This is a genomic window from Streptomyces sp. NPDC001617 (assembly GCF_053596855.1).
In genome coordinates this window covers 21199-40693 of the sequence record NZ_JBSFHA010000034.1, presented here as the reverse complement: position 1 = coordinate 40693, position 19495 = coordinate 21199, and the positions used below count along the sequence as shown (strand labels likewise).

General features: G+C 69.3%; 14 protein-coding genes. 9 read left to right on the top strand and 5 right to left on the bottom strand.

The genetic code is table 11. The annotated features are described in order from the left end of the window. The first annotated feature begins 101 nt into the window (after positions 1–101). From ACWC09_RS25005 to ACWC09_RS24980, 6 genes are all read left to right on the top strand, one after another. The gene (locus ACWC09_RS25005) at positions 102–1445 is read left to right on the top strand and encodes an aminomethyl transferase family protein (protein WP_450852815.1); all 1344 of its coding nucleotides are present in this window, start codon (positions 102–104) and stop codon (positions 1443–1445) included. Positions 1446–1589: 144 nt separating this feature from the next. Further along, positions 1590–2462: a methylenetetrahydrofolate reductase gene (locus tag ACWC09_RS25000; RefSeq protein ID WP_450852814.1), complete on the top strand. Its 873-nt coding sequence runs from the start codon at positions 1590–1592 to the stop codon at positions 2460–2462. Continuing rightward, positions 2459–3364 (top strand): formyltetrahydrofolate deformylase, encoded by a 906-nt coding sequence (purU, locus tag ACWC09_RS24995; RefSeq protein ID WP_450852813.1) that lies wholly within the window; start codon positions 2459–2461, stop codon positions 3362–3364. Before ACWC09_RS25000 ends, purU begins: the two co-directional genes overlap by 4 nt. 209 nt (positions 3365–3573) lie before the next feature. Continuing rightward, the gene (locus ACWC09_RS24990; RefSeq protein WP_450852812.1) at positions 3574–4437 is read left to right on the top strand and encodes a bifunctional 5,10-methylenetetrahydrofolate dehydrogenase/5,10-methenyltetrahydrofolate cyclohydrolase; all 864 of its coding nucleotides are present in this window, start codon (positions 3574–3576) and stop codon (positions 4435–4437) included. Positions 4438–4501: 64 nt separating this feature from the next. Next, positions 4502–5590: a chorismate-binding protein gene (locus tag ACWC09_RS24985; RefSeq protein WP_450852811.1), complete on the top strand. Its 1089-nt coding sequence runs from the start codon at positions 4502–4504 to the stop codon at positions 5588–5590. Between the two features lie 230 nt (positions 5591–5820). Further along, positions 5821–6729 carry a LacI family DNA-binding transcriptional regulator gene (locus ACWC09_RS24980; protein WP_450852810.1) on the top strand — a complete coding sequence of 303 codons (909 nt, stop codon included), beginning with the start codon at positions 5821–5823 and terminating at the stop codon, positions 6727–6729. Between the two features lie 699 nt (positions 6730–7428). On the opposite strand, the gene ACWC09_RS24975 is transcribed toward ACWC09_RS24980, so the two are convergent. Then, positions 7429–8073 (bottom strand): TetR/AcrR family transcriptional regulator, encoded by a 645-nt coding sequence (locus ACWC09_RS24975; RefSeq protein WP_450852809.1) that lies wholly within the window; start codon positions 8071–8073, stop codon positions 7429–7431. A gap of 488 nt (positions 8074–8561) precedes the next feature. On the opposite strand from ACWC09_RS24975, the gene ACWC09_RS24970 reads away from it, so the two are divergent. Beyond that, positions 8562–10883 carry a family 78 glycoside hydrolase catalytic domain gene (locus ACWC09_RS24970; protein ID WP_450852808.1) on the top strand — a complete coding sequence of 774 codons (2322 nt, stop codon included), beginning with the start codon at positions 8562–8564 and terminating at the stop codon, positions 10881–10883. After that, positions 10880–11836, top strand: coding sequence for an alpha/beta hydrolase (locus ACWC09_RS24965; protein ID WP_450852807.1), 957 nt, complete (start codon positions 10880–10882; stop codon positions 11834–11836). The genes ACWC09_RS24970 and ACWC09_RS24965 overlap by 4 nt, the downstream gene beginning before the upstream one ends. Positions 11837–12133: 297 nt before the next feature. Here the strand turns inward: ACWC09_RS24965 and ACWC09_RS24960 are convergent, their stop codons facing one another. From ACWC09_RS24960 to ACWC09_RS24945, 4 genes are read right to left on the bottom strand one after another with little or no spacing between them, the layout of a single operon-like run. Then, positions 12134–14140, bottom strand: coding sequence for a beta-galactosidase (locus ACWC09_RS24960; protein WP_450852806.1), 2007 nt, complete (start codon positions 14138–14140; stop codon positions 12134–12136). Positions 14141–14168: 28 nt separating this feature from the next. Beyond that, the gene (locus tag ACWC09_RS24955; protein WP_450852805.1) at positions 14169–14990 is read right to left on the bottom strand and encodes a carbohydrate ABC transporter permease; all 822 of its coding nucleotides are present in this window, start codon (positions 14988–14990) and stop codon (positions 14169–14171) included. After that, positions 14990–16018: a carbohydrate ABC transporter permease gene (locus ACWC09_RS24950; protein WP_450852804.1), complete on the bottom strand. Its 1029-nt coding sequence runs from the start codon at positions 16016–16018 to the stop codon at positions 14990–14992. The genes ACWC09_RS24955 and ACWC09_RS24950 overlap by 1 nt, the downstream gene beginning before the upstream one ends. Further along, the gene (locus tag ACWC09_RS24945) at positions 16015–17367 is read right to left on the bottom strand and encodes an extracellular solute-binding protein (protein WP_450852803.1); all 1353 of its coding nucleotides are present in this window, start codon (positions 17365–17367) and stop codon (positions 16015–16017) included. The genes ACWC09_RS24950 and ACWC09_RS24945 overlap by 4 nt, the downstream gene beginning before the upstream one ends. Positions 17368–17927: 560 nt before the next feature. On the opposite strand from ACWC09_RS24945, the gene ACWC09_RS24940 reads away from it, so the two are divergent. After that, positions 17928–19445 (top strand): alpha-N-arabinofuranosidase, encoded by a 1518-nt coding sequence (locus tag ACWC09_RS24940; RefSeq protein WP_450852802.1) that lies wholly within the window; start codon positions 17928–17930, stop codon positions 19443–19445. Positions 19446–19495: the final 50 nt, after the last annotated feature.

Genomic DNA, 19495 nt, shown 5'->3' with positions numbered 1-19495 from the left:
ACGCAATGCATTCGTAACGCCGTAGTCACCTGAACAGGAGTGCTGCGCTAGCGTGCTAAATCGATCTAGTTGCCTTCGGGTATTCCGAAAAGGAGCCGCACATGACCATTCCCTCCCTCCAGGACGGCATCGACGAGGCCGGATCGGCGGTCAAACTGCTGTGGAAGCCGGACGCGGCGCCGTGGACCCCCGAGGTCGTCGACCGCGAGTACTCCGGCTGGCGTCAGGAGCAGGCCGCGTGGCACGAGGGCGTGGCCCTGCTCAACCTCTCCCACCACATGTACGACATGTGGATCGAGGGCCCTGACGCAACGCAGGCGCTGGCCGACCACGGCGCCAACAACTTCGAGAAGTTCGCGATAGGCCAGGCGAAGCAGTACGTGCCGGTCACCCGCAGCGGCCACATCGTCACTGACGGGATCCTCGCCCGCGAGGGCGAGAACAAGTACCTGCTCAGCGGGATCCCCGCCGCGCAGCACTGGGTGCAGTACCACGCGGAGAAGGGCGGCTACGACGTCGGCTTCGTCACCGACCCGTCCTCCGCCTTCCGCCAGGGTGGCGGCGACCCGAAGCTGTTCCGCTATCAGATACAGGGCCCGCTGGCCGCGGAACTCGTCGGGCGCGCCTTCGGCGGGCCGCTGCCGGAGACGAAGTTCTTCCACTCCACCGCGGTCACCCTGGACGGACGCCCGATGCGCGCCCTGCGCCACGGCATGGCCGGCCAGGTCGGCTTCGAGTTCATCGGTCCCTGGGAGCATGCCGCGTACGTCCACGAGCAGTTCCTGACGGCGGGCGAGCCGCTCGGCCTGATCCAGATCGGGGCCCTGGCGTACACCTCGGCCAGTGTGGAGAGCGGCTGGATCCCCTCGCCGGTGCCCGGCATCTACACCGACCCCGATCTGCTGGAGTACCGCAAGTACCTGCCCCTGTTCGGCATCGAGGGCAAGCGTCCGCTGAACGGCAGCTACTTCCGCGAGGACATAGAGGACTACTACGTCTCCCCGTACGAACTCGGTTACGGGAAGATGATCTCCTTCAACCACGACTTCCTCGGGCGCGACGCCCTGCTCAAAGCCAAGGACGAGCCGCTGCGCACCAAGGTCACCCTCGTCCTCGAACCGGACGACGTCCGCACCGTGATCGGGCAGGGCGAGGATCCCGGCTTCGTGCTCACCTACGCCCGCCACCGGGTGGAGACCGCTGCCGGTCTGGTCGGTATGACGATGCAGACCGCGTCGGTCGACCCGGTGGGCACCGTCCTGGCCCAGACCCTGATCGACTCCGAGCACGCCGCACCGGGCACCGAGGTGACGGTGGTCTGGGGCGAGCACCCCGGTCCCGGCACCGACCCCGAGGCCGACCTCGGATTCCCCCGCGTCCGTGCCACCGTGCAGCCCTCCCCGTTCAACGAGCACGCGCGCACCCTCTACCGCCGCGACCGCTGACGACAGCCGATCGCCCACGCATCGCGCCGGCCCTCCGCGCCCTTGTGGTGGCCCGAGGGCGGCGCAGGTCCCTCACTTCTGCCTCAGCGGTGCCCCGGGTGTCCAGGAGACGGCACCTCGGACCAGAAAGCGAGACGAAAGACGATGACTCCCGCCAGCACGGCACGAACAGCGGTCAGCACATCACTACTTGAGGACTTCTCCCTGGAGATGACGGGTAAGGACGTCTCCAGACTGGAGGAAGCCAGTGACGCCATTCCCCAGGGCACTCGCATCAACGTCACCTTCCTCGGCAACGAGGACCTGCAGATGCGCCTGGACGCGGCCCGGGCGGTCAAGCGGCTCGGGTTCGTGCCCGTACCGCACATATCCGCCCGCCGCCTCGGATCGCGCGACGACTTCGAGCGCTTCCTGGCCGCGCTGCACGCCGACGGAACGTCCGACCACGTGTTCGTCGTCGGCGGAGACCCGGCACATCCCGAGGGCCCCTACGCCGACTCCCTGTCCCTGATCGACACCGGTCTGTTGCAGGAGTACGGAGTCCGGCACGTCAGCGTCAGCGGATACCCCGAAGGGCACCCCGAGATCGACGGCACCACGCTGTGGGCCGCGCTGTGTGCCAAGTACGCGGCACTCGCCGCGCAGTCCCTCGAGAGCGGCATCATCACGCAGTTCGGGTTCGACGTCGACCCGGTGCTCGCCTGGGTGGAAGAGGTCCGGAGCCGCGGTATCGGGGTGCCGATCAGGATCGGGGTGCCCGGTCCCGCCGGAGTGCGCCGGCTCATGGGGTACGCAGCCCGTTTCGGGGTCGGCACCAGCGCCTCGGTCGTCAAGAAGTACGGCTTCTCCCTGACCAACCTCATGGGTACCGCGGGGCCGGACCGATTCCTGCTCGACCTCGCCGCGGCCCACGATCCCGGCCGCCACGGCGAACTGAAGATCCACTTCTACACGTTCGGCGGGCTCAAGGCCACCTCCGACTGGGCCGCCCGCTTCCGGAAGGAAAGCCTGGCATGACCCTCACGCAAGACACCCCGGCCCGCACCGACCCGAGCAAGCCGCCCGCCCAGCAGGCCTCGCTCATCGTGCAGGGCGCCGACGCCACGGGCATCGTCGCCGCCGTGACGTCGGTCCTGGGCGCCCATGGCGCCAACATCGTCTCCCTCGACCAGTACTCCGACAACCCGCAGGGCGGCGCCTTCTTCCAGCGCACCGTCTTCGGCCTGGACAGCCTCCGGGTCGCGCTGCCCGCTCTGCGGACGGACCTCGACCAGCACCTCGTGAACACGTTCGGGCTGAGCTACACGCTGCGCGATCTGTCGGTGCCCAAGCGGGTCGCGATCTTCGCCTCGAAGTCCGACCACTGCCTCCTCGACCTGCTCTGGCGCCACCGGCAGGGTCAACTCCCCGTCACCGTCGCCATGGTGGTCTCCAACCACCCCGATGTGGCCGAGGACGTCCGCAGTTTCGGCATCCCCTTCTTCCACGTCCCCTGCCAGGGCGCGGACAAGTCCGCCGCAGAGGCCGAGCATCTGCGGCTGCTTCAGGGCAACGTCGACTTCGTCGTCCTCGCCCGCTACATGCAGATCCTCTCCGCCGACTTCATCGACAGCGTCGGCGTCCCGATCATCAACATCCACCATTCCTTCCTGCCCGCCTTCATCGGCGCCGGCCCCTACGCCAAGGCCAGGCAGCGGGGAGTGAAACTCGTGGGAGCCACCGCCCACTACGTCACCCAGGACCTCGACGAGGGGCCGATCATCGAGCAGGACGTCGTCCGGGTCACCCACGCCCACACCGCGGCCGACCTCGCGCGTCGCGGCGCCGACGTGGAACGCGCGGTGCTCTCCCGCGCCGTGTTGTGGCACGCCGAGGACCGCGTCATCCGCAACGGCAACCACACCATCGTCTTCGCCTGACGGCGGGACGCGGCACATCCCACGGACAGGGAAACCGCCCGGTGCAGGGAGCAGGCGGTCTTGTCGTGCGGCGCACCCCATGCGACCGAGCCGGCCGTTCCGACGGCCGACCGGTCACGGCGTCGTACAGCCGCGGCCACGGTGACCGCACACAGCACCCCTTTCACCCGGGCGAATCGTTCCTCATCACAAGAAAGCGGTTCGCCACCATGACCACCACGATCAACGGCACCAGCATCGCCCAGCGGATCCGTTCACAAGTCGCAGAGGAGGTCGCCACGGCTGCGCGTTCGGGGAGGATTCCCGGGCTGGCGACCATCCTCGTCGGCGACGATCCGGCCAGCGCCGTGTACGTCGCCGCCAAACGGCGCGCCATCAAGGAAGCCGGCATGCGCGACTTTCACCGTCTCCTGCCCCAGCACGCCACCCAGGACGACGTAGCCACGGTGATCGACGAACTGGCCGCCGACCCGCAGGTGTCCGGCATCCTGCTCCAACTCCCTTTGCCACGGCAGCTCGACGCGGACGCGCTGATCGACCGCATACCCGTCACCAAGGACGTCGACGGCCTCACCACCGCCAGCGCGGGCCTGCTGGCCCGAGGAGAACGTGGCCTGCGTCCCTGCACACCCAGCGGCGTCATCGAACTCCTCGACGCCGAGAAGGTTCCCCTCAAGGGCGCCCGCGTCGCCGTGGTCGGCTGGGGCGAACTCGTCGGCAAGCCTTTGACCCACCTGCTGCTGCGGCGCGGAGCGACCGTGACGGTCGCCCACGAATTCACCACCGACCTCGCGGCCGTCACCCGGCCCGCCGACATCGTCGTGGTCGCCACCGGCGTCCGTGGCCTCATCGGTCCCGAACACGTCGGGCCCGGCGCGGTCGTCATCGACGTGGGCATCCACCGCACTCCCTCCGGTCTGAGCGGCGACGTCCGTTCCGCCGAACTCGACGGCATCGCCGGTCGCGTCACTCCGGTCCCCGGCGGTGTGGGTCCCATGACCATCGCCATGCTCATGGTCAACACCCTGCGCGCGGCGCAATGGGGCGCCGAACGCGAGGCCGTCGTGGTCTGAGCGCACCGTACGGCGAAACCCCCACCGCTCGTTGCACGGCAGGCCACATCACAGGAGGTGCGGAATGGAGCGGTTCCCTCCCATGGCGCTTCTCGGCGGCCATCTCGCAACCGGTCTCATGGACGTCACCAGCGATCCCTCGGCGCTTGACTCCGAGGGCTTCTGGGCTGTCGCGGCGACTTTCGAGGGTCACCTGACGTGCGCCCGGTTCCGCGACGTGCGACAGGCCGAGTGCCACGGTCTGCCGGCGCCGCCGTGGCGCGGGCCGGGTGCCAGGACATGGTCCACCTCGCTCGACCGCGTCGCGTACACGAACGGGGTGACGCGTATCCGCGAGCACATCGCCGCGGGTGAGGTCTACCAGGCGAACCTCTGCAGGGTCCTGTCCGCACCGGTCGCGCCGGACGCCGATGTCGCAGCGCTGGCCGGACTGCTGGCGCGCCACAACCCGGCACCCTACGCCGGCGTCATCCGCATCCCGCGGTACGGCATCGAGGTGGCCACCGCCTCCCCGGAACTCTTTGTGCGGCGCGTCGGCAGGGACATCGCCTCGGGCCCGATCAAGGGAACCGGCCGGACCGAGGCGGACCTGCTGGAAAAGGACTACGCGGAGAACGTGATGATCGTCGACCTGGTCCGCAACGACCTCGGCCGGGTCTGTGTTCCCGGTTCCGTGACCGTCCCCGATCTGTGCGCCGTGGAAAAGCATCCAGGGCTCGTCCACCTCGTGTCCACGGTGAGCGGGCGACTGCGCGACGGTGCGGGTTGGCCCGAACTGCTGGCGGCGACGTTCCCGCCCGGATCGGTCACAGGGGCTCCCAAAGCGAGCGCCCTGCGGATCATCGCGGCACTGGAGACGTCGGCGCGCGGCCCCTACTGCGGCGGACTCGGCTGGGTCGACGCCGACCGCGGTCGCGGAGAACTGGCCGTCGGCATCCGCACCTTCTGGATCGACCGGTCCACAGGACTCCTGAGATTCGGCACGGGAGCAGGGATCACCTGGGGTTCGGAGCCAGAACGGGAGTGGCAGGAAACCGAACTGAAGGCGCGGCGGCTGCTTTCCCTCGCGTCAGCGGAACATCCGAGCACGTCTTCACGGCGCGGCCTTCGGGCGGAGCGGCCTTCGGGCCATCCGTCGGCACAGACCCCCTGAGCAAGGGTTGGCGCTGACGGCAGATGCGGGAATCCTGAGGTAAGCCGCGTTCAGGCGCGCTGTCGTTCCGGTTCGGAGCGTGAAGAACTGAAACGATCTAGGCACGTAGACTGAACTCCAGCGCTTAATCGTTCTAGAGGTGGGATGCCACCTTCTTGGCGACACCACATGGGCCGGGGGAGCCCAGCCCGAGGGAGAGGAAGTGTGCCGGCATGGGCCGTTCTGGCCGAGTGACGTTGACCGACGTGGCCAAGGCGTCCGGCGTGTCGCGGGCCACCGTGAGTTTCGTGCTGAACGACGATCCGCGCCAGACGATCTCGGCGGCGACCCGCGAGCGGGTCATGGAGGCCGCCCAGGACCTGGGATACGTCGCGCACGGCATCGCCCGCGCGCTGCGCGAGGGCTCGTCGCGCATCGTCGTGCTCAACGTCGACTGGGGCATGGAGGGCAACTTCTCCCGGAGCTACGTCCGGGGCCTGGACGAGGAACTGGCCGAGCACGGCCACATCCTCCTGGTCCGGCACGGTCACGCGATCCCCGAGGCCACGCAGCAGATGCTGGACACCATCGCGCCGAGAGCGGTGCTGCGGCTCGGCGAGGCCTACCTGCAGGGACACGAGCCGACCGAGGAGGACTGGGAGAGCGGGTTCGCCGCCAACGCCGCGCTGCAGATCCGCTACCTTGCCGAACAGGGCCACAGCCGGATCGCGATGAGCATGACCGACCGCGACTATCCGCTGACCGAGACCCGGCTCGGATTCGCCCAGGAGGCTGCCCGACGGCTGGGGCTTCCGCCCTTGGAGCGCTTCGTCGTTCCGCGGCCCCGTCAGGCCGGCGCTACCGCCGTCGAGACATTCCTGGCCGCCCATGCCGACGTGACCGCCCTGGCCGCCTTCGACGACGACATCGCGCTGCGTGCCCTGACGGCCCTGCGCGACCTGGAGCTACGGGTGCCCGAGGACGTGGCAGTGATCGGCTTCGACGAGACCGAGTACGGTTCCCTGTCGACCCCCGCACTCACCACTGTCCACATCGACGCCGAAATCCTCGGACGGATCGCGGCCCGCAACGCCCTCGGCCTCGACCCGGGCGCTCTGGCGCCCCCGCCCGGCCGGATCGTCGCCCGCGCGTCGGCGTGATCTCCCCAGGCCCGGCTGCCGAATTCCGGCGCTGGGCCCGCGGACACTGCTGGACAGCTCCGGCACGAGCGGATCCCTTTCCTGGTGACGGGAGTTCCGGCACCGCGCCTGCGGCAGGTCCTGGCCGTCGGCCTAAACCGTCAACGGTTTGCGACCCCCGTTCCATGATCGTCAGATTCACCGTTTCCGCATGCTGACTACCCGCCCCACCGGCCGGCTGACGGCGGTGGGGCGGCACAGGCTTCTCGACGGGCACGTCCTGGAGCCCCCGCCCAGGTAGTAACCGTGCTTCCGCTTGCCGTAGGGGGCCGCGCTCCAGCCATGGAAGGCCGCCGGCACGGCGCGAATGAGTACCCGCCCGTCTCGCCGGGCCTGACGATGCCCTTGAGGGCGATGCCGGCGGTGACGGCGTGGCCCAGGGACCAGGTCTCGGGCTGCGACACGCTGGCGGACATGCCCGTTTCCTCCGCGGCGCGGTGATGTCCACTTCACCAAGTGGCGCGATGACGGCACCGACCAGACCGTCCACGACTTGCTGCGGTGGCAGGTGCGGGAAGAAGGCGCGGCGGAAGGCGGACCCGACACTGGTGGTGCTCGACACCCACTCACCGCGCAGGTCGAGGCCGAGGCTCTCCTTGCCCATGTGCCCGCGCGTGAGAGCCCGCTCGGCCCCCAGAGGGTCGAGCCCGTCAGGCGGCTTTATTCAGCAGGAGTCAGATCGAGAGGGCCGGGCGAGGCCTGCAAGGTGAGAGCGAGCTGCTCGAGATAGCCGCGCATGAGTCCGACGAGGTCGAGCGCACCACCGCTCAGTACCCACTGGAGCTGCAGTCCGTCGCTCATGGCGATGTAGCGCCGGGCGACGGCCTCGTAGTCGATGTCGGCCCTGAGGAAGCCCTGCTCGGCGGTGCTGCGGAACTCCCCGGCGATCGCCCGCACCACTTGGTCGTAGTGGGTGGCGTACAGGACGTGAGCCGGGCTGGCGGGGCCGGCGGCCTCGGCCGACATCAGGACGAACAGCTCGATGAGTCCTGGTTGAGTGACCATGCGTTCCGTGATGCTGAGCATCACACGGAAGGGGCGGGTGTCGTCATCGGGCCGAGGCGCCTCCCTGGCCCAGGTGGCGAGCAGGTCGAAGCGGCGGCCTGCCACTGCGACGAGCAGGTGCTTCTTCGTGGGGAAGTGATGCCGCAGCCCGGGCTCGCTGAGGCCGACGTCGGCCGCGATCTGGCCCATCGACGTGCGGTGATAGCCGGCCTGGGCGAAACGCTCGGTGGCGGTGTCCAGGATGGCGTCCTGCCGGGCGCGGCCCACCGCGTAGCTTCCGGTTCTTCTCTGCCTCGGCATGGCGGCATCGTACCCAGCCGTAAAAACCATTGCCCTGATGGTTTTTACGGCCTACCCTGATCCAGCCGACGACGGACCGGCGGTTCATTCCGGTCGACTCGGCCATCACACCCGACCTTCGCGCGCCGTTGCCATGAGAGAGCGAGGACCCACATGGGCAAGGTGTGTCGCCGGAGCCTCAGGACAGACCATCCGTCTCGCCCCCGAGGTCCCTCCGCTTGATCGTCACGTTTCTCCAGGACCTCGGAGGTCGGCCACCTCAGGGCCGGAGAGTGGCGTACGAGCTCACCGCAGCTCCGGCGCACTTTTCCGCCCGCTGACACCGGCTCTGAAGCTGTCGGAGGCAGAGCCGGAGGCGCCGGGTCGCCGCCGCCGCGTCTTGGGCCCCCTCGGCTCACCGAGCATCACCCTTCCGTACAGCGGCCGTACCGGCAGTACCTCCGAGGGGTGTACCGGACGGCCGCGTCCCGCCCCGTCAGAAAGACGACATGCCTCAGCACGAGTGGACCGCACAGGTCATCGCCGCCTCAGCGGCTTCCCCGGCAGCCGCCCCCTCTGATGCGCCGGGACCCGGCATACTGCTGCGCACCGGTTTCACCGTGCGTGGGCCGGTGCGCAGCGCCCGCATGCTGATCACAGCGCTGGGCGTGTACGAGACGGAGCTGAACGGCACGGTCGTCAGCGACGTAGTGCTGGCCCCCGGCTGGACGAGCTATCACCATCGGCACCGCTACCAGACGTTCGACGTCACCGGTCTGCTGCGGACGGGCCCCAACGCCTGGGGCGCCCACCTGGCCGATGGCTGGTACCGGGGGCTGCTCGGATTCAACGGCGGCACTCGCAACCTGTACGGCTCGCGCACCGGCCTGCTCGCGGAACTCCACATCACCTACGCCGACGGGACCACCCAGACCGTCACCACCGGACCCGGCTGGCGCGCCGGCAGCGGACCGGTCGTCGTGACCGGGCTGTACGAGGGCGAGACGTACGACGCCCGCCTCGAACAGCCCGGTTGGAGCGCACCGGGATTCGACGACTCCGCCTGGCCGCCGGCGCAGGTCCTCGGTGGCTTCGACCCGTCCGTCCTGTTCCCCGCCGACAGCCCGCCGGTCCGCCGGGTCGACGAGTTCGGGCCGGTCTGCGTGAGCAGGAACGACCAGGGGCGCATCGTGGTCGACTTCGGGCAGAACCTGGTCGGCCGGTTGCGCATCCGGGTCCGCGGCGAGGCCGGCCACACCGTCACGCTGCGCCACGCGGAGGTCCTGGAGAACGGGACGCCGTCCGCTCGCTCGCTGGGGGGCGCCGAGGCCACCGACCGCTATGTCCTGCGGGGCGACGCGGAGGCGGAGGAGTGGGAGCCCCGCTTCACCTTCCACGGCTTCCGTTACGCCGAACTCGAAGGCTGGCCGGGTGAGTTGGGGCCCGGTGACATCGCCGCCGTGGTCCTGCACAGCGACCTGCGCCGCACCGGCTGGTTCGCCTGCTCCGACCCCTCCCTGGAGCGGCTGCACGAGAACGTCGTGTGGAGCATGCGCGGCAACTTCCTCGACGTGCCCACCGACTGCCCGCAGCGCGACGAGCGTCTGGGCTGGACCGGGGACGCCCAGGTCTTCGCCCCCACCGCCGCCTTCCTCTATGACGTCCGGGACTTCCTCGCCTCTTGGCTGCGCGACCTGGCCGCCGAACAAGCCGCGGACGAGGGCGGTGTGCCGCCGCTGATGAGCCCCGCGGTTCCGCTGCGTTTCCAGAGCTCCCCGCCGCCGAGCAGCAACCGGCCCATGGCCGGATGGGGCGACGCGACCGTCGTCGTCCCGTGGACCCTGTACGAGCGTTACGGCGACGCCGAGGTGCTCCGTGCCCAGTACCCGTCCATGCGCGGTTGGGTCGACACCGTCGACGCGGTCGCCGGACCGGGCCATGTGTGGGGCGAGGGCTTCCAGTTCGGCGACTGGCTCGACCCGACCGCGCCACCGTCGATGCCCCCGAGGTCGAGCACCTCCGGACCGCTGGTCGCCACCGCCTACTTCGCGCACTCGGCCCGGCTGCTGGCCCGTACCGCGGAGGTTCTGGAGGAGAAGGACGACGCCGTGCGCTATCACGCGCTGGCCGACGCGGTGCGCGAGGCGTTCCGGGACCGTTTCCATCGGGGCGGTGGCCTGCTCCACGAGGAGACCCAGACCGCGTACGCGCTGGCTCTGTGCTTCCGGCTGATCGACGACGACGCCGAACGCGCGCGAGCCGGTGAGCAGTTGGCCGCGCTGGTCGCCGCACGCGGCCACCGCATCGGCACCGGCTTCCTCGGCACCCCGCTGATCTGCGACGCGCTCACCGACACCGGCCACGCCGACTCCGCCTACCGGCTTCTGACCCAACGCGAGTGCCCCTCCTGGCTGTACCAGGTGGACAGCGGCGCCACCACGATCTGGGAACGCTGGGACGCCGTACTGCCCGATGGCGGCCTCAACTCCACGCCCCTGAACTCCCTCAACCACTACGCCCCCGGGGCGGTCGCCGACTGGCTCCACCGCACCGTCGCGGGACTGGCACCCGCCGAGCCCGGCTACCGCCGGATCCGGTTCCGCCCGCTTCCCGGGGGCAGCATCACCTGGGCCGACACGGCACACGAGACGCCGTACGGCCGCGCGGAGTCCTCCTGGCGGATCGCGAACGGTCAACTTCGGCTGGACGTCCTCGTCCCGGACGGCGCCACAGCCACCGTGGAGCTGCCCGGCAGCGCGCCCGCCGAAGTCGGCCCCGGCGGGCACACCTTCCGCATCCCCTGGCCCACCACCGCAGAGGACCTCCGATGACCGACCCGTCCTACCCCATCGACCCCGAACTCGCACCCCGTCTGGAGTTCGTCGCCCTGTTCGACTTCGGCGACTACGAGGCCGCACGCGCCGGCATGACCCGGGGGCTGGCCTACCAGCCCCCGTACGAGCCGCCCGTGCCGCTGACCGTCCAGGACGAGCGGGTGCCCGGGTCCGCGGACGCCCCGCCCGTCGCGGTGCGCGTCATCCGTCCCGCGGGCCCGGGCGAAGTCCCGGGGCTGCTGTACCTCCACGGCGGCGGATTCGTCCTCGGTGGCATCGCCACCTCGGACGCCGACGCCCGCCGCCTGGCAGCGGAGACGGGAGCGGCAGTCGTGCTGGTGGAGTACCGTCTCGCGCCCGAGCATCCCCACCCCGCCGCGATGGAGGACTGCTACGCCGCCCTGGAGTGGGTCGCCAAGAACGCGGCCGGTCTTGGCATCGACGAGAACCGGATCGGGGTCTTCGGGGAGAGCGCGGGCGGGGCCCTGGCCGCCGCGCTGACCCTCCTCACCCGGGACCGGGGCGGCCCGGACCTCTGCTTCCAGTGCCTGCTCACCCCCGTGCTCGACGACCGCCTGCTCACCGAGTCGATGCGCGCCTACACCGACACCCCCGGCTGGAGGCGGCCCGACGCCGAACTCAGCTGGGACCACCTTCTCGGAGAGGGCGTACGGGGAGGGGACGGCGTGTCCTCCTACGCGGCGCCCGCCCGCGCCGAGGACCTGTCCGGACTGCCGCCCGCGTTCGTCGGCGCCGCCCAGTTCGACCCGCTGCGGGACGAGGCCATCGCCTACGCCCAGCGGCTCGCGCAGGCCGCCGTACTCACTGAACTGCACCTGTACCCCGGCACGTTCCACGGCGCCAACCAGGGCAGCCAGGCCACCGTGGCCACCCGGATGAACACGGATGTGATCGCCGCCCTCCGCCGAGGCCTTCACCACCAGCACTGAGCAGCACCGCCGGCGACATCCGGTTGCGCCCGGCGAGGGACGCGGACCGCGGACTCCTCGCTCGGGCGCCGGGAGGACGAGGGAATCAGCGCGGAAGCCGCCAGGCCTGGCGGGGCTACTCCGCCACACACACGGCCGGCGTGGTGCCGGCTTCCTGTCGTGGCGAGGCTGCCTGGGTGCCGCACCACCAGGAGGTCCGCCCGAGTGACCCCGCGGCGGCATGAAGCCGTCGGTGCAGGGAGACGGTCCACCTGAGGTCTCTTCTCCGAACAGCGGTCCCGCACCGGGATCGTCTCGTCAGCCGTGCTGTGGCTCGCGTACCACGGCGATCTCTCCCGGTGCCACCGTCACCGAGCCGGGTACCGGCTTGCCGGTGAGGAGTTCGACCGCGTCCTCGGCGACGGTCACCTTCGCGCCGTAGCCCGCGTGGTCGATGAGGAACAGGTAGTCCGCGGACGGCGATCGGCGGCGCACCACCTCGACGCCCTCCGGTGCCGTGTGGACCGGCTCCACTCCGGCCTCGGTGTACACCGAGGCGAGGAGGGACGCGAGGGTGGCCGGGTCCGGGTGCGTGGCCAGGTACCAGGCCCTGCCCTCGCCGTATGTGTTCCGGGTCGCGGCGGGTACGCCCGCCATCAGCCCGTCGGTGTACGTCGTCACCGCCTCCGCTCCTGCCAGGCGCAGGCGTTCCGACCACAGTGAACCCGTACCGCCCCCGCTCAGTCCGATCGTCTCGCCGGGTTGGAGCGGGAAGTACTCGTCCGAACGGACGCCCAGCACTTCGCGGAACGCTCCGGGGTAACCCCCCAGCCGGACATGGCAGTTCTGGTCGACGACCCCGCTGTGGAAGCCGACCGCGAGGGTTCCGCCCCGCTCCGTGAAGCCCGCCAGGTTCGCCGCGCCCTCGTCGTCGACCAGGTACAGGCTCGGAACCAGGACCAGTCGGTACGACGACAGGTCCGCGTCGGGGCGTACGAAGTCCACGGCGACGCCCGCCCGCCACAGCGGCTCGTACCAGGAGCGCACCAGGTCCACATAGCGCAGTTCGCTGTTGGGCTGGGCGGGGAATTCCAGGGCCCAACGGGCGTTCCAGTCCCAGGTGATGGCGACCTCGGCCGTGCCGGTACTGCCACGCACCTCGGCCAGCGCCCCGAGGTCGGTGCCCAGTCGGACCACGTCCCGCCAGATCTGGCTGTCGGTGCCGGCGTGCGGAACCATCGCCGAGTGCCACTGTTCGGCGCCGGCCTTCGACGCCCGCCACTGGAAGAAGGCGATGCCGTCCGCGCCGTGGGCCACGTGTGCGAGGGCGTTGCGGCGCAACTCACCGTGCCGCTTGGGTCGGTTGACGGTGTGCCAGTTCAGCGCGCCGGTGGAGTGCTCCATCAGGAACCAGGGGCCGCCCGCCAGCGACCGCATCAGATCGCTGCTCAGCGCGATCTCGATCTCCGGCTCGCGGTCGGTGGACATCGTGTAGTGGTCATTCGCCACCACGTCCAGCTCGGGGGCCCAGCGCCAGTAATCCAGCGCGTCGGTGATCGCCATGAAGTTGGTGGTGACGGGAGTGGTGGGCGTCGCCTCCCGCACCACGTCACGCTCCGCCTTGTAGAGAGACAGCAGTTCGTCCGAGCTGAAGCGGCGCCAATCCAGGAGATGGGACGGGTTGGGGCCGGCGCCGCTTGCCCGCGGGGGCAGGATCTCGTCCCAGTCGTAGTACCACTGGCCCCAGAAGGTGGTGCCCCAGGCGTCGTTCAGCGCCGTCAGGTCGTCGGCGTACCTCGCACGCAGCCAGGCCCGGAACGCCGCCGCGCTGGTGTCGCAGTAGCAGGCGTTGTTGTGGCAGCCGTACTCGTTGTGGATGTGCCACATCGCCGGCGCCGGGTGGCCCGCGTACCGCTCGGCGAGCGCGCGCGTGATGCGCAGAGCGGCCTCGCGGTAGGCGGGGCTCGACGGGCAGAGCGTCTGGCGGCTGCCGTACGACAGCCGGCGGCCCTCCTTGTCGACCGGCAACGCCTCCGGGTGGGCACGGTAGAACCACGCCGGGGGCGCCGCGGTCGGGGTCGCGAGGTCGGCGGCGATGCCGTTCTCGTGCAGCAGGTCCAGAATCCTGTCCATCCGCGAGAAGTCGTACACGCCCTCCGAGGGCTCCAGCAGGGCCCAGGAGAAGATGCCGACGCTGACGAAGGTGACACCGGCCTCGCGCATGAGACGCATGTCCTCGGCCCACACCTCCTCGGGCCACTGTTCTGGGTTGTAGTCGCCGCCGTAGGCGATGCCGGGGACGGAGAGGACGGGTTTCGTGGTCACTGTGTGGCTCCGGGATGGGCAGACGTGGTCACTTGAGTCCGGACGTGGCGGTGCCGGCGACGAAGCCGCGCTGCAGGACCAGGAACAGGACCAGCGAGGGCAGGATGTACAGGATGGCGCCCGCTCCGACGACGGTGTACAGGCCGGCTCCGTGCTCGTTGACGTAGCCGGTGGCCATCTTCACGGCGAGCGTGGTCCGGTCGTCGTCCAGCAGCAGGGCGGGGGAGATGTAGTCGCCCCAGCTCCAGCTGAAGGACAGGACCAGGCTGGTGGCGATGACGGGCCAGGACTGCGGGAGGAAGATCCGCCAGAAGATGCGGATCTGGCCGCAGCCGTCGATGATCGCCGCCTCCTCCAGTTCCTTGGGCATGTTGGTGAAGAACTGCCGGAAGAGGAAGATCAGGTACGGCGCTCCCGCCAGCCCCCACAGCACCCACGGCACATAGGTGTTGGTCAGCCCGGCCTTGGCGAACAGCAGGTAGGTCGGGATGAGGGTGATGATCTGCGGCGTCATCATCGTGGACAGCACCAGGCCGAAGATGATCCGCTTGCCCGGCCCGCTCAGCCGGGCGAAGCCGTAGCCGGCCCAGGCCGAGGCCAGAGTGATCAGCACCGAGTAGATACCGGCGATCGTCAGCGAGTTGCGGGCGTAGCCGAAGAAGTCGAAGAGGGTCAGGGCGAGGTGGAAGTTCTCCAGGGTGGGGTGGTGCGGCCACCAGTGGATGGGCACCGCGCGCAGTTCGGAGGGGTCCTTGAACGCGCTGATCAGAAGCCAGCCGAAGGGGCTGAGCATGAGCGCCAGGAGCGCGACCAGGAGCATGTAGACGACTTTGCGTCGGGCCAGGACCATCAGCTGTCTCCGATCGTCCGGGGCTTGGTCTGTTTCTGCTCGGGATCCACGGAGTAGAAGACCACTCCCTTGCTCAGCCTGAAGACGAGGAAGGTGACGGCCATGACGAACGCGAAGAGTACCCAGAGCAGGGCGGAGGCGTAGCCGTAGCGGCCGTTGGAGAAGTACTGGGCGAAGACGTCGATCATGATCAGCTGGTTGCTCTCGGGCACGGCCCCCACTCCTTTGGGCGTGGGATCGACCGCGATGAGGAGTGGCAGGAAACTCTGAAGGGTCGCGATGATCTGGGTGACCAGCTGGAAGAACAGCACAGGGGAGAGGAGGGGCAGTGTGATCCGGGTGAAGGACTGCCACCAGTTCGCCCCGTCCACCCGCGCCGCGTCGAGCAGTTCGGCGGGGATGTCCTGGAGGCCGGCCAGCGAGATGATCATGACGTTCCCGCAGCCCCACACGGTCAGCGTGATCAGCACCCAGCGGGCGTACGGATCCTGCAGCCAGGCCAGCCCGTTGACGTCGAAGATGTCCAGCAGGCCGTTGGCGGAGCCCGAGTCACGGTCGAAGATCAGCTTGAAGGTGAGGGCGGCACCGACCGGTGGCACCACGGCGGGCAGATAGACCAGTGTGCGGAACACGCCCCGGCCGCGGATCGGCTGGTTCAGCAGCACCGCGAGGAACAGTCCCGCCGCGATGGTCAGCGGCACCGTGATCGCGGCGAACAGTCCGGTGCGGGCCAGGGAGGCCAGGGTGTCCGGGTCGGAGAAGACCTCCCGGTAGTTGGCCAGCCCCACATAGCGGGTGTTCGGGGACAGCCCGTCGGAGTTGGTGAAGCTCAGCCACAGCGCGTAGCCCAGCGGGAACACCGTCATGCCGAGGAAACCCAGCAGCCAGGGGCCGGCGAACACGTAGAAGGCCCCGGTGCGGCGGGCCCGCAGCGAGCGGGGGCGGCGCGTTCGCGTCGAGCCGGGCCGGGTGACGGCCGCCCGCATCGACGAACGCGCGTCCGGACCGGCGAGTTGATCGGTGCTCACCCCACCAGCTCCTTGCCCCGCGCGAGCTGTTCGTTGATCCGGGAGTTGAGCGTGTCGGCGATCTTCCCGGCGGATGCGCCGCCCTTGATCGCGTCCGGCAGCACCTTGGTCAGCACCGCGTTGAGGGCGTCCACCTGGGCGTACGGGCTGACGGGCAGCACCGAGAAGTAGGCCAGCTCCCGTTGCTGGACCTCGTAGGACTGTTTGTGGAACGCGGTGTCCCGCGGCATCTTCGAGCGCAGCGAGTTCAGTGAGGGGATGCCCCAGCCGGTGGTCGCGCGGTCCTGGGCGGGCTTGCCGCCGAAGTACCACTCGAAGTACTTCCAGGCGGCGTCCTTGTTCTTGGCCTCCTTGGGGACCCAGTAGCCGGTGCCGCTGAAACAGGGGCTGATGCGGTGGCTGCCGAGCTGTGGTGCGGGGGCGAACCGCGAGACCTCGGCGATCTTGGCGTCGCCGCCGATCGTCCCGCCGAACCAGTAGCCGTCGGTGGCCATCGCCATACGGTTGGCCTGGTAGGTGGGCCAGTCCCAGCCGTCCGGGTTGGGGTTGACGACGCTCGGGCCGATGTCGGCCTTCGCGTAGTCCAGGTACCACCGCAGTGCCTTGAGCGCTTCGGGTGAGGAGAAGTCCACCGTCGCCAGGTCCTCGGCGAACAGGCTCCCGCCGGCCGACGCGGCCATCCACATGACCTGGGTGAGGGGGCCGCCCAGAGGTGTGCCACTGAGGCCGTACACCTTCACCTTGCCGAGCCGGCGCTTGGCCAGGCGCTTGCCGAGGTCCAGCCACTCGTCGCAGGACAACGGTTCGGTGTCGCTGGGGAGTTCCAGCTTGGCCGCCTCGAACATGTCGGTGCGATACCAGAACATGCAGTCCTGCGAATAGTCCTTGGCCATGCCGTAGCGGGGGCCCGTGCCCTGCTTCTTGGTCGTGCCGTCGTAGCGCCACACGTCGTTGGCCGGGGCGAGGTCGGAGGGCTTGAGCGCGTCGCTCTTGGCGAAGTACTGGTCCAGGTCGGCCATCAGCCCCCGCGCGGCGAAGTAGGGCACGTCCGTCGCGCCGATACTGCGGACCACATCCGGCGGGTTCTTGCCGGCCAGCATGGCGTTGAGCTTGGTGACGTCGTACGTGACGATCTCAAGGTTCATACCGAGCTCGCGCTCGGCGTTCTGCCTGTCCTTCTTGGTCCAGGCGGTGTCCATGATGGTGAGCGTCTCCTTGGCGCCTTTGGCGCCGCTCCCCGAGTCGACGGAGGCGGCACAGCCGGGCAGGGCGGCGGTCGAGAGAGCGGCACCGGCGGAGGCGGTCAGGAAACGGCGCCGGTCGAGGGAGCCTCTGGATGAAACGGGCATGACGGTGAAGCCTTTCGCGCGGGTTGAGGGCAGGGGCGTGCGGGAACGGCGCTGCCGCGCGGGGGAGGACGCGCGGGGAGGACATCAGGGCAGGGAGAAGGAAGCGCTGTCGTGCGCCCAGGTGTGGTGTACGGCCTTGTCGGCTACCACCGAATGCACGGGTGCCGGCCGAGAGTTGATGGACCGGTGCTTCGTCTGTGCGGCGTCACGCCCCGAAACGCCTGCCACGAGAAACCGGTTGTGAAAACTTGCCGCGAACGCTAGGTGCGTCTCCGAGTGGTGTCAAGAGTTCGGAACATCCCAAAAGCATCGGTCCGACCGGGTGTTCATGTCCGACGACAGGAGCTTGGCGCAAGCCTCTTGACTCATCCGACGCGGCGGTGGCAATTTCTTGTATCGCTACAAGAAACCGGTTGCTAACACTTTCGACACCTCGAACAGGGCAGCCGCGGTCGGGATCGCCGCGCCACCCCTGCTCGCGTCCCGCAATGACACCCCGCCGCAACGCCCCGCATCCATCGCGCCCCCACGCACCTCTTCATCGACGCAGGAGCACCTCCGTGTCCCACGCCACCGCGGTCATCAACCTCGACATCGAGGGCCCGACGATCAGCCGCCATCTCTACGGCCACTTCGCCGAGCACCTCGGCCGCTGCGTCTACGGCGGCTTCTGGGTCGGGGAGGACTCGCCGATACCCAACGAAGGAGGCATCCGGCTCGACGTCGTCCAGGCGCTGCGGGCCCTGAACATCCCCAACCTGCGCTGGCCGGGCGGCTGTTTCGCCGACGAGTACCACTGGAGGGACGGCATCGGCCCCCGCGACCAGCGCCCCCGGATGGTCAACACGCACTGGGGCGACGTCGAGGAGAACAACCACTTCGGCACCCACGAGTTCATGGCCCTGTGTGAACTCCTCGGAGCCGAGCCCTACATCAGCGGCAACGTCGGCTCCGGCACCGTCCAGGAGATGAGCGAGTGGGTCGAGTACCTCACCCGCGACGGCGACAGCCCCATGGCCAGGCTGCGCCGGGTCAATGGCCGCGACGAGCCCTGGCGAGTGACGTACTGGGGCATCGGCAACGAGACCTGGGGCTGCGGCGGCAACATGCGCGCCGAGTACTCCGCCGACCTGGCCCGCCAGTACGCCACCTACTGCCGCGACCACGGCGACAACAAGCTCTACCGCATCGCCTCCGGCGCCTCCGACGACGACTACAAGTGGACCGAGACGCTGATGCAGCAGATCAGCTGTTTCGGCTGCGAGGCCACCCCGAAGAACTTCTTCCAGGGCCTGTCCGTGCACTACTACACGATCGCCGGCCCCTGGGAGGCGAAGGGCAGCGCCACCGACTTCGACACCGCCGACTATTACCGCACGATGGTCGCCGCCCGCAGGACCGACCGGATCCTCACCGGCCACTCCACAGTCATGGACGTCTACGACCCCGGCCGTACCGTCGGCCTGGTTCTGGACGAGTGGGGCACATGGTGGGACGTCGAACCGGACACCAACCCCGGTTTCCTGTTCCAGCAGAACACTTTGCGCGACGCACTCGTGGCGAGCACCCACTTCGACATCTTCCACAAGCACGCAGCACGCCTGCACATGGCCAACATCGCCCAGACCGTCAACGTCCTGCAGGCGATGCTCCTCACCGACGGCGACGCACTCGTACTGACCCCGACCTACCACGTCTTCGAGATGAACAAGGGACACCAGGACGCCACCTCGCTCGCCGTCCATCTGACAGGAAACGGCGCCCGACGCACCGTTGGTGACACGGAGCTGGAGACCCTGTCCGCCTCCGCCAGCGTCAAGGACCGGACGGTGCTCATCTCGCTGTCCAACCTCGACGCCGAAGAACCCGCCGAACTGACCCTGGACCTACGCGGCCGGTCCGTCAGTGAACCGAGCGCCCGCATCCTGACCGCCGACCGGCTTCAGGACCACAACACCCCCTGCACCCCGGACACGGTCAGCCCGCGCCCCTTCGACGACCTCAAGACGACCGACCAGGGCCTCTCCCTCACGCTGCCGCCCCATTCGTTCGTCACGGTCCACGCCCAACTGGACTGACGCAACATCAGTTTCGTTTCCCGCAGCCGCACTTCACCCCGACAAGGAGC

Bases quoted from the DNA above. Each gene is read 5' to 3' on its own strand.
- ACWC09_RS25005 (WP_450852815.1), top strand. From the start codon at position 102: ATGACCATTCCCTCCCTCCAGGACGGCATCGACGAGGCCGGATCGGCG.
- ACWC09_RS25000 (WP_450852814.1), top strand. From the start codon at position 1,590: ATGACTCCCGCCAGCACGGCACGAACAGCGGTCAGCACATCACTACTT.
- purU (WP_450852813.1), top strand. From the start codon at position 2,459: ATGACCCTCACGCAAGACACCCCGGCCCGCACCGACCCGAGCAAGCCG.
- ACWC09_RS24990 (WP_450852812.1), top strand. From the start codon at position 3,574: ATGACCACCACGATCAACGGCACCAGCATCGCCCAGCGGATCCGTTCA.
- ACWC09_RS24985 (WP_450852811.1), top strand. From the start codon at position 4,502: ATGGAGCGGTTCCCTCCCATGGCGCTTCTCGGCGGCCATCTCGCAACC.
- ACWC09_RS24975 (WP_450852809.1), bottom strand. From the start codon at position 8,073: ATGCCGAGGCAGAGAAGAACCGGAAGCTACGCGGTGGGCCGCGCCCGG.
- ACWC09_RS24970 (WP_450852808.1), top strand. From the start codon at position 8,562: ATGCCTCAGCACGAGTGGACCGCACAGGTCATCGCCGCCTCAGCGGCT.
- ACWC09_RS24965 (WP_450852807.1), top strand. From the start codon at position 10,880: ATGACCGACCCGTCCTACCCCATCGACCCCGAACTCGCACCCCGTCTG.
- ACWC09_RS24955 (WP_450852805.1), bottom strand. From the start codon at position 14,990: ATGGTCCTGGCCCGACGCAAAGTCGTCTACATGCTCCTGGTCGCGCTC.
- ACWC09_RS24945 (WP_450852803.1), bottom strand. From the start codon at position 17,367: ATGCCCGTTTCATCCAGAGGCTCCCTCGACCGGCGCCGTTTCCTGACC.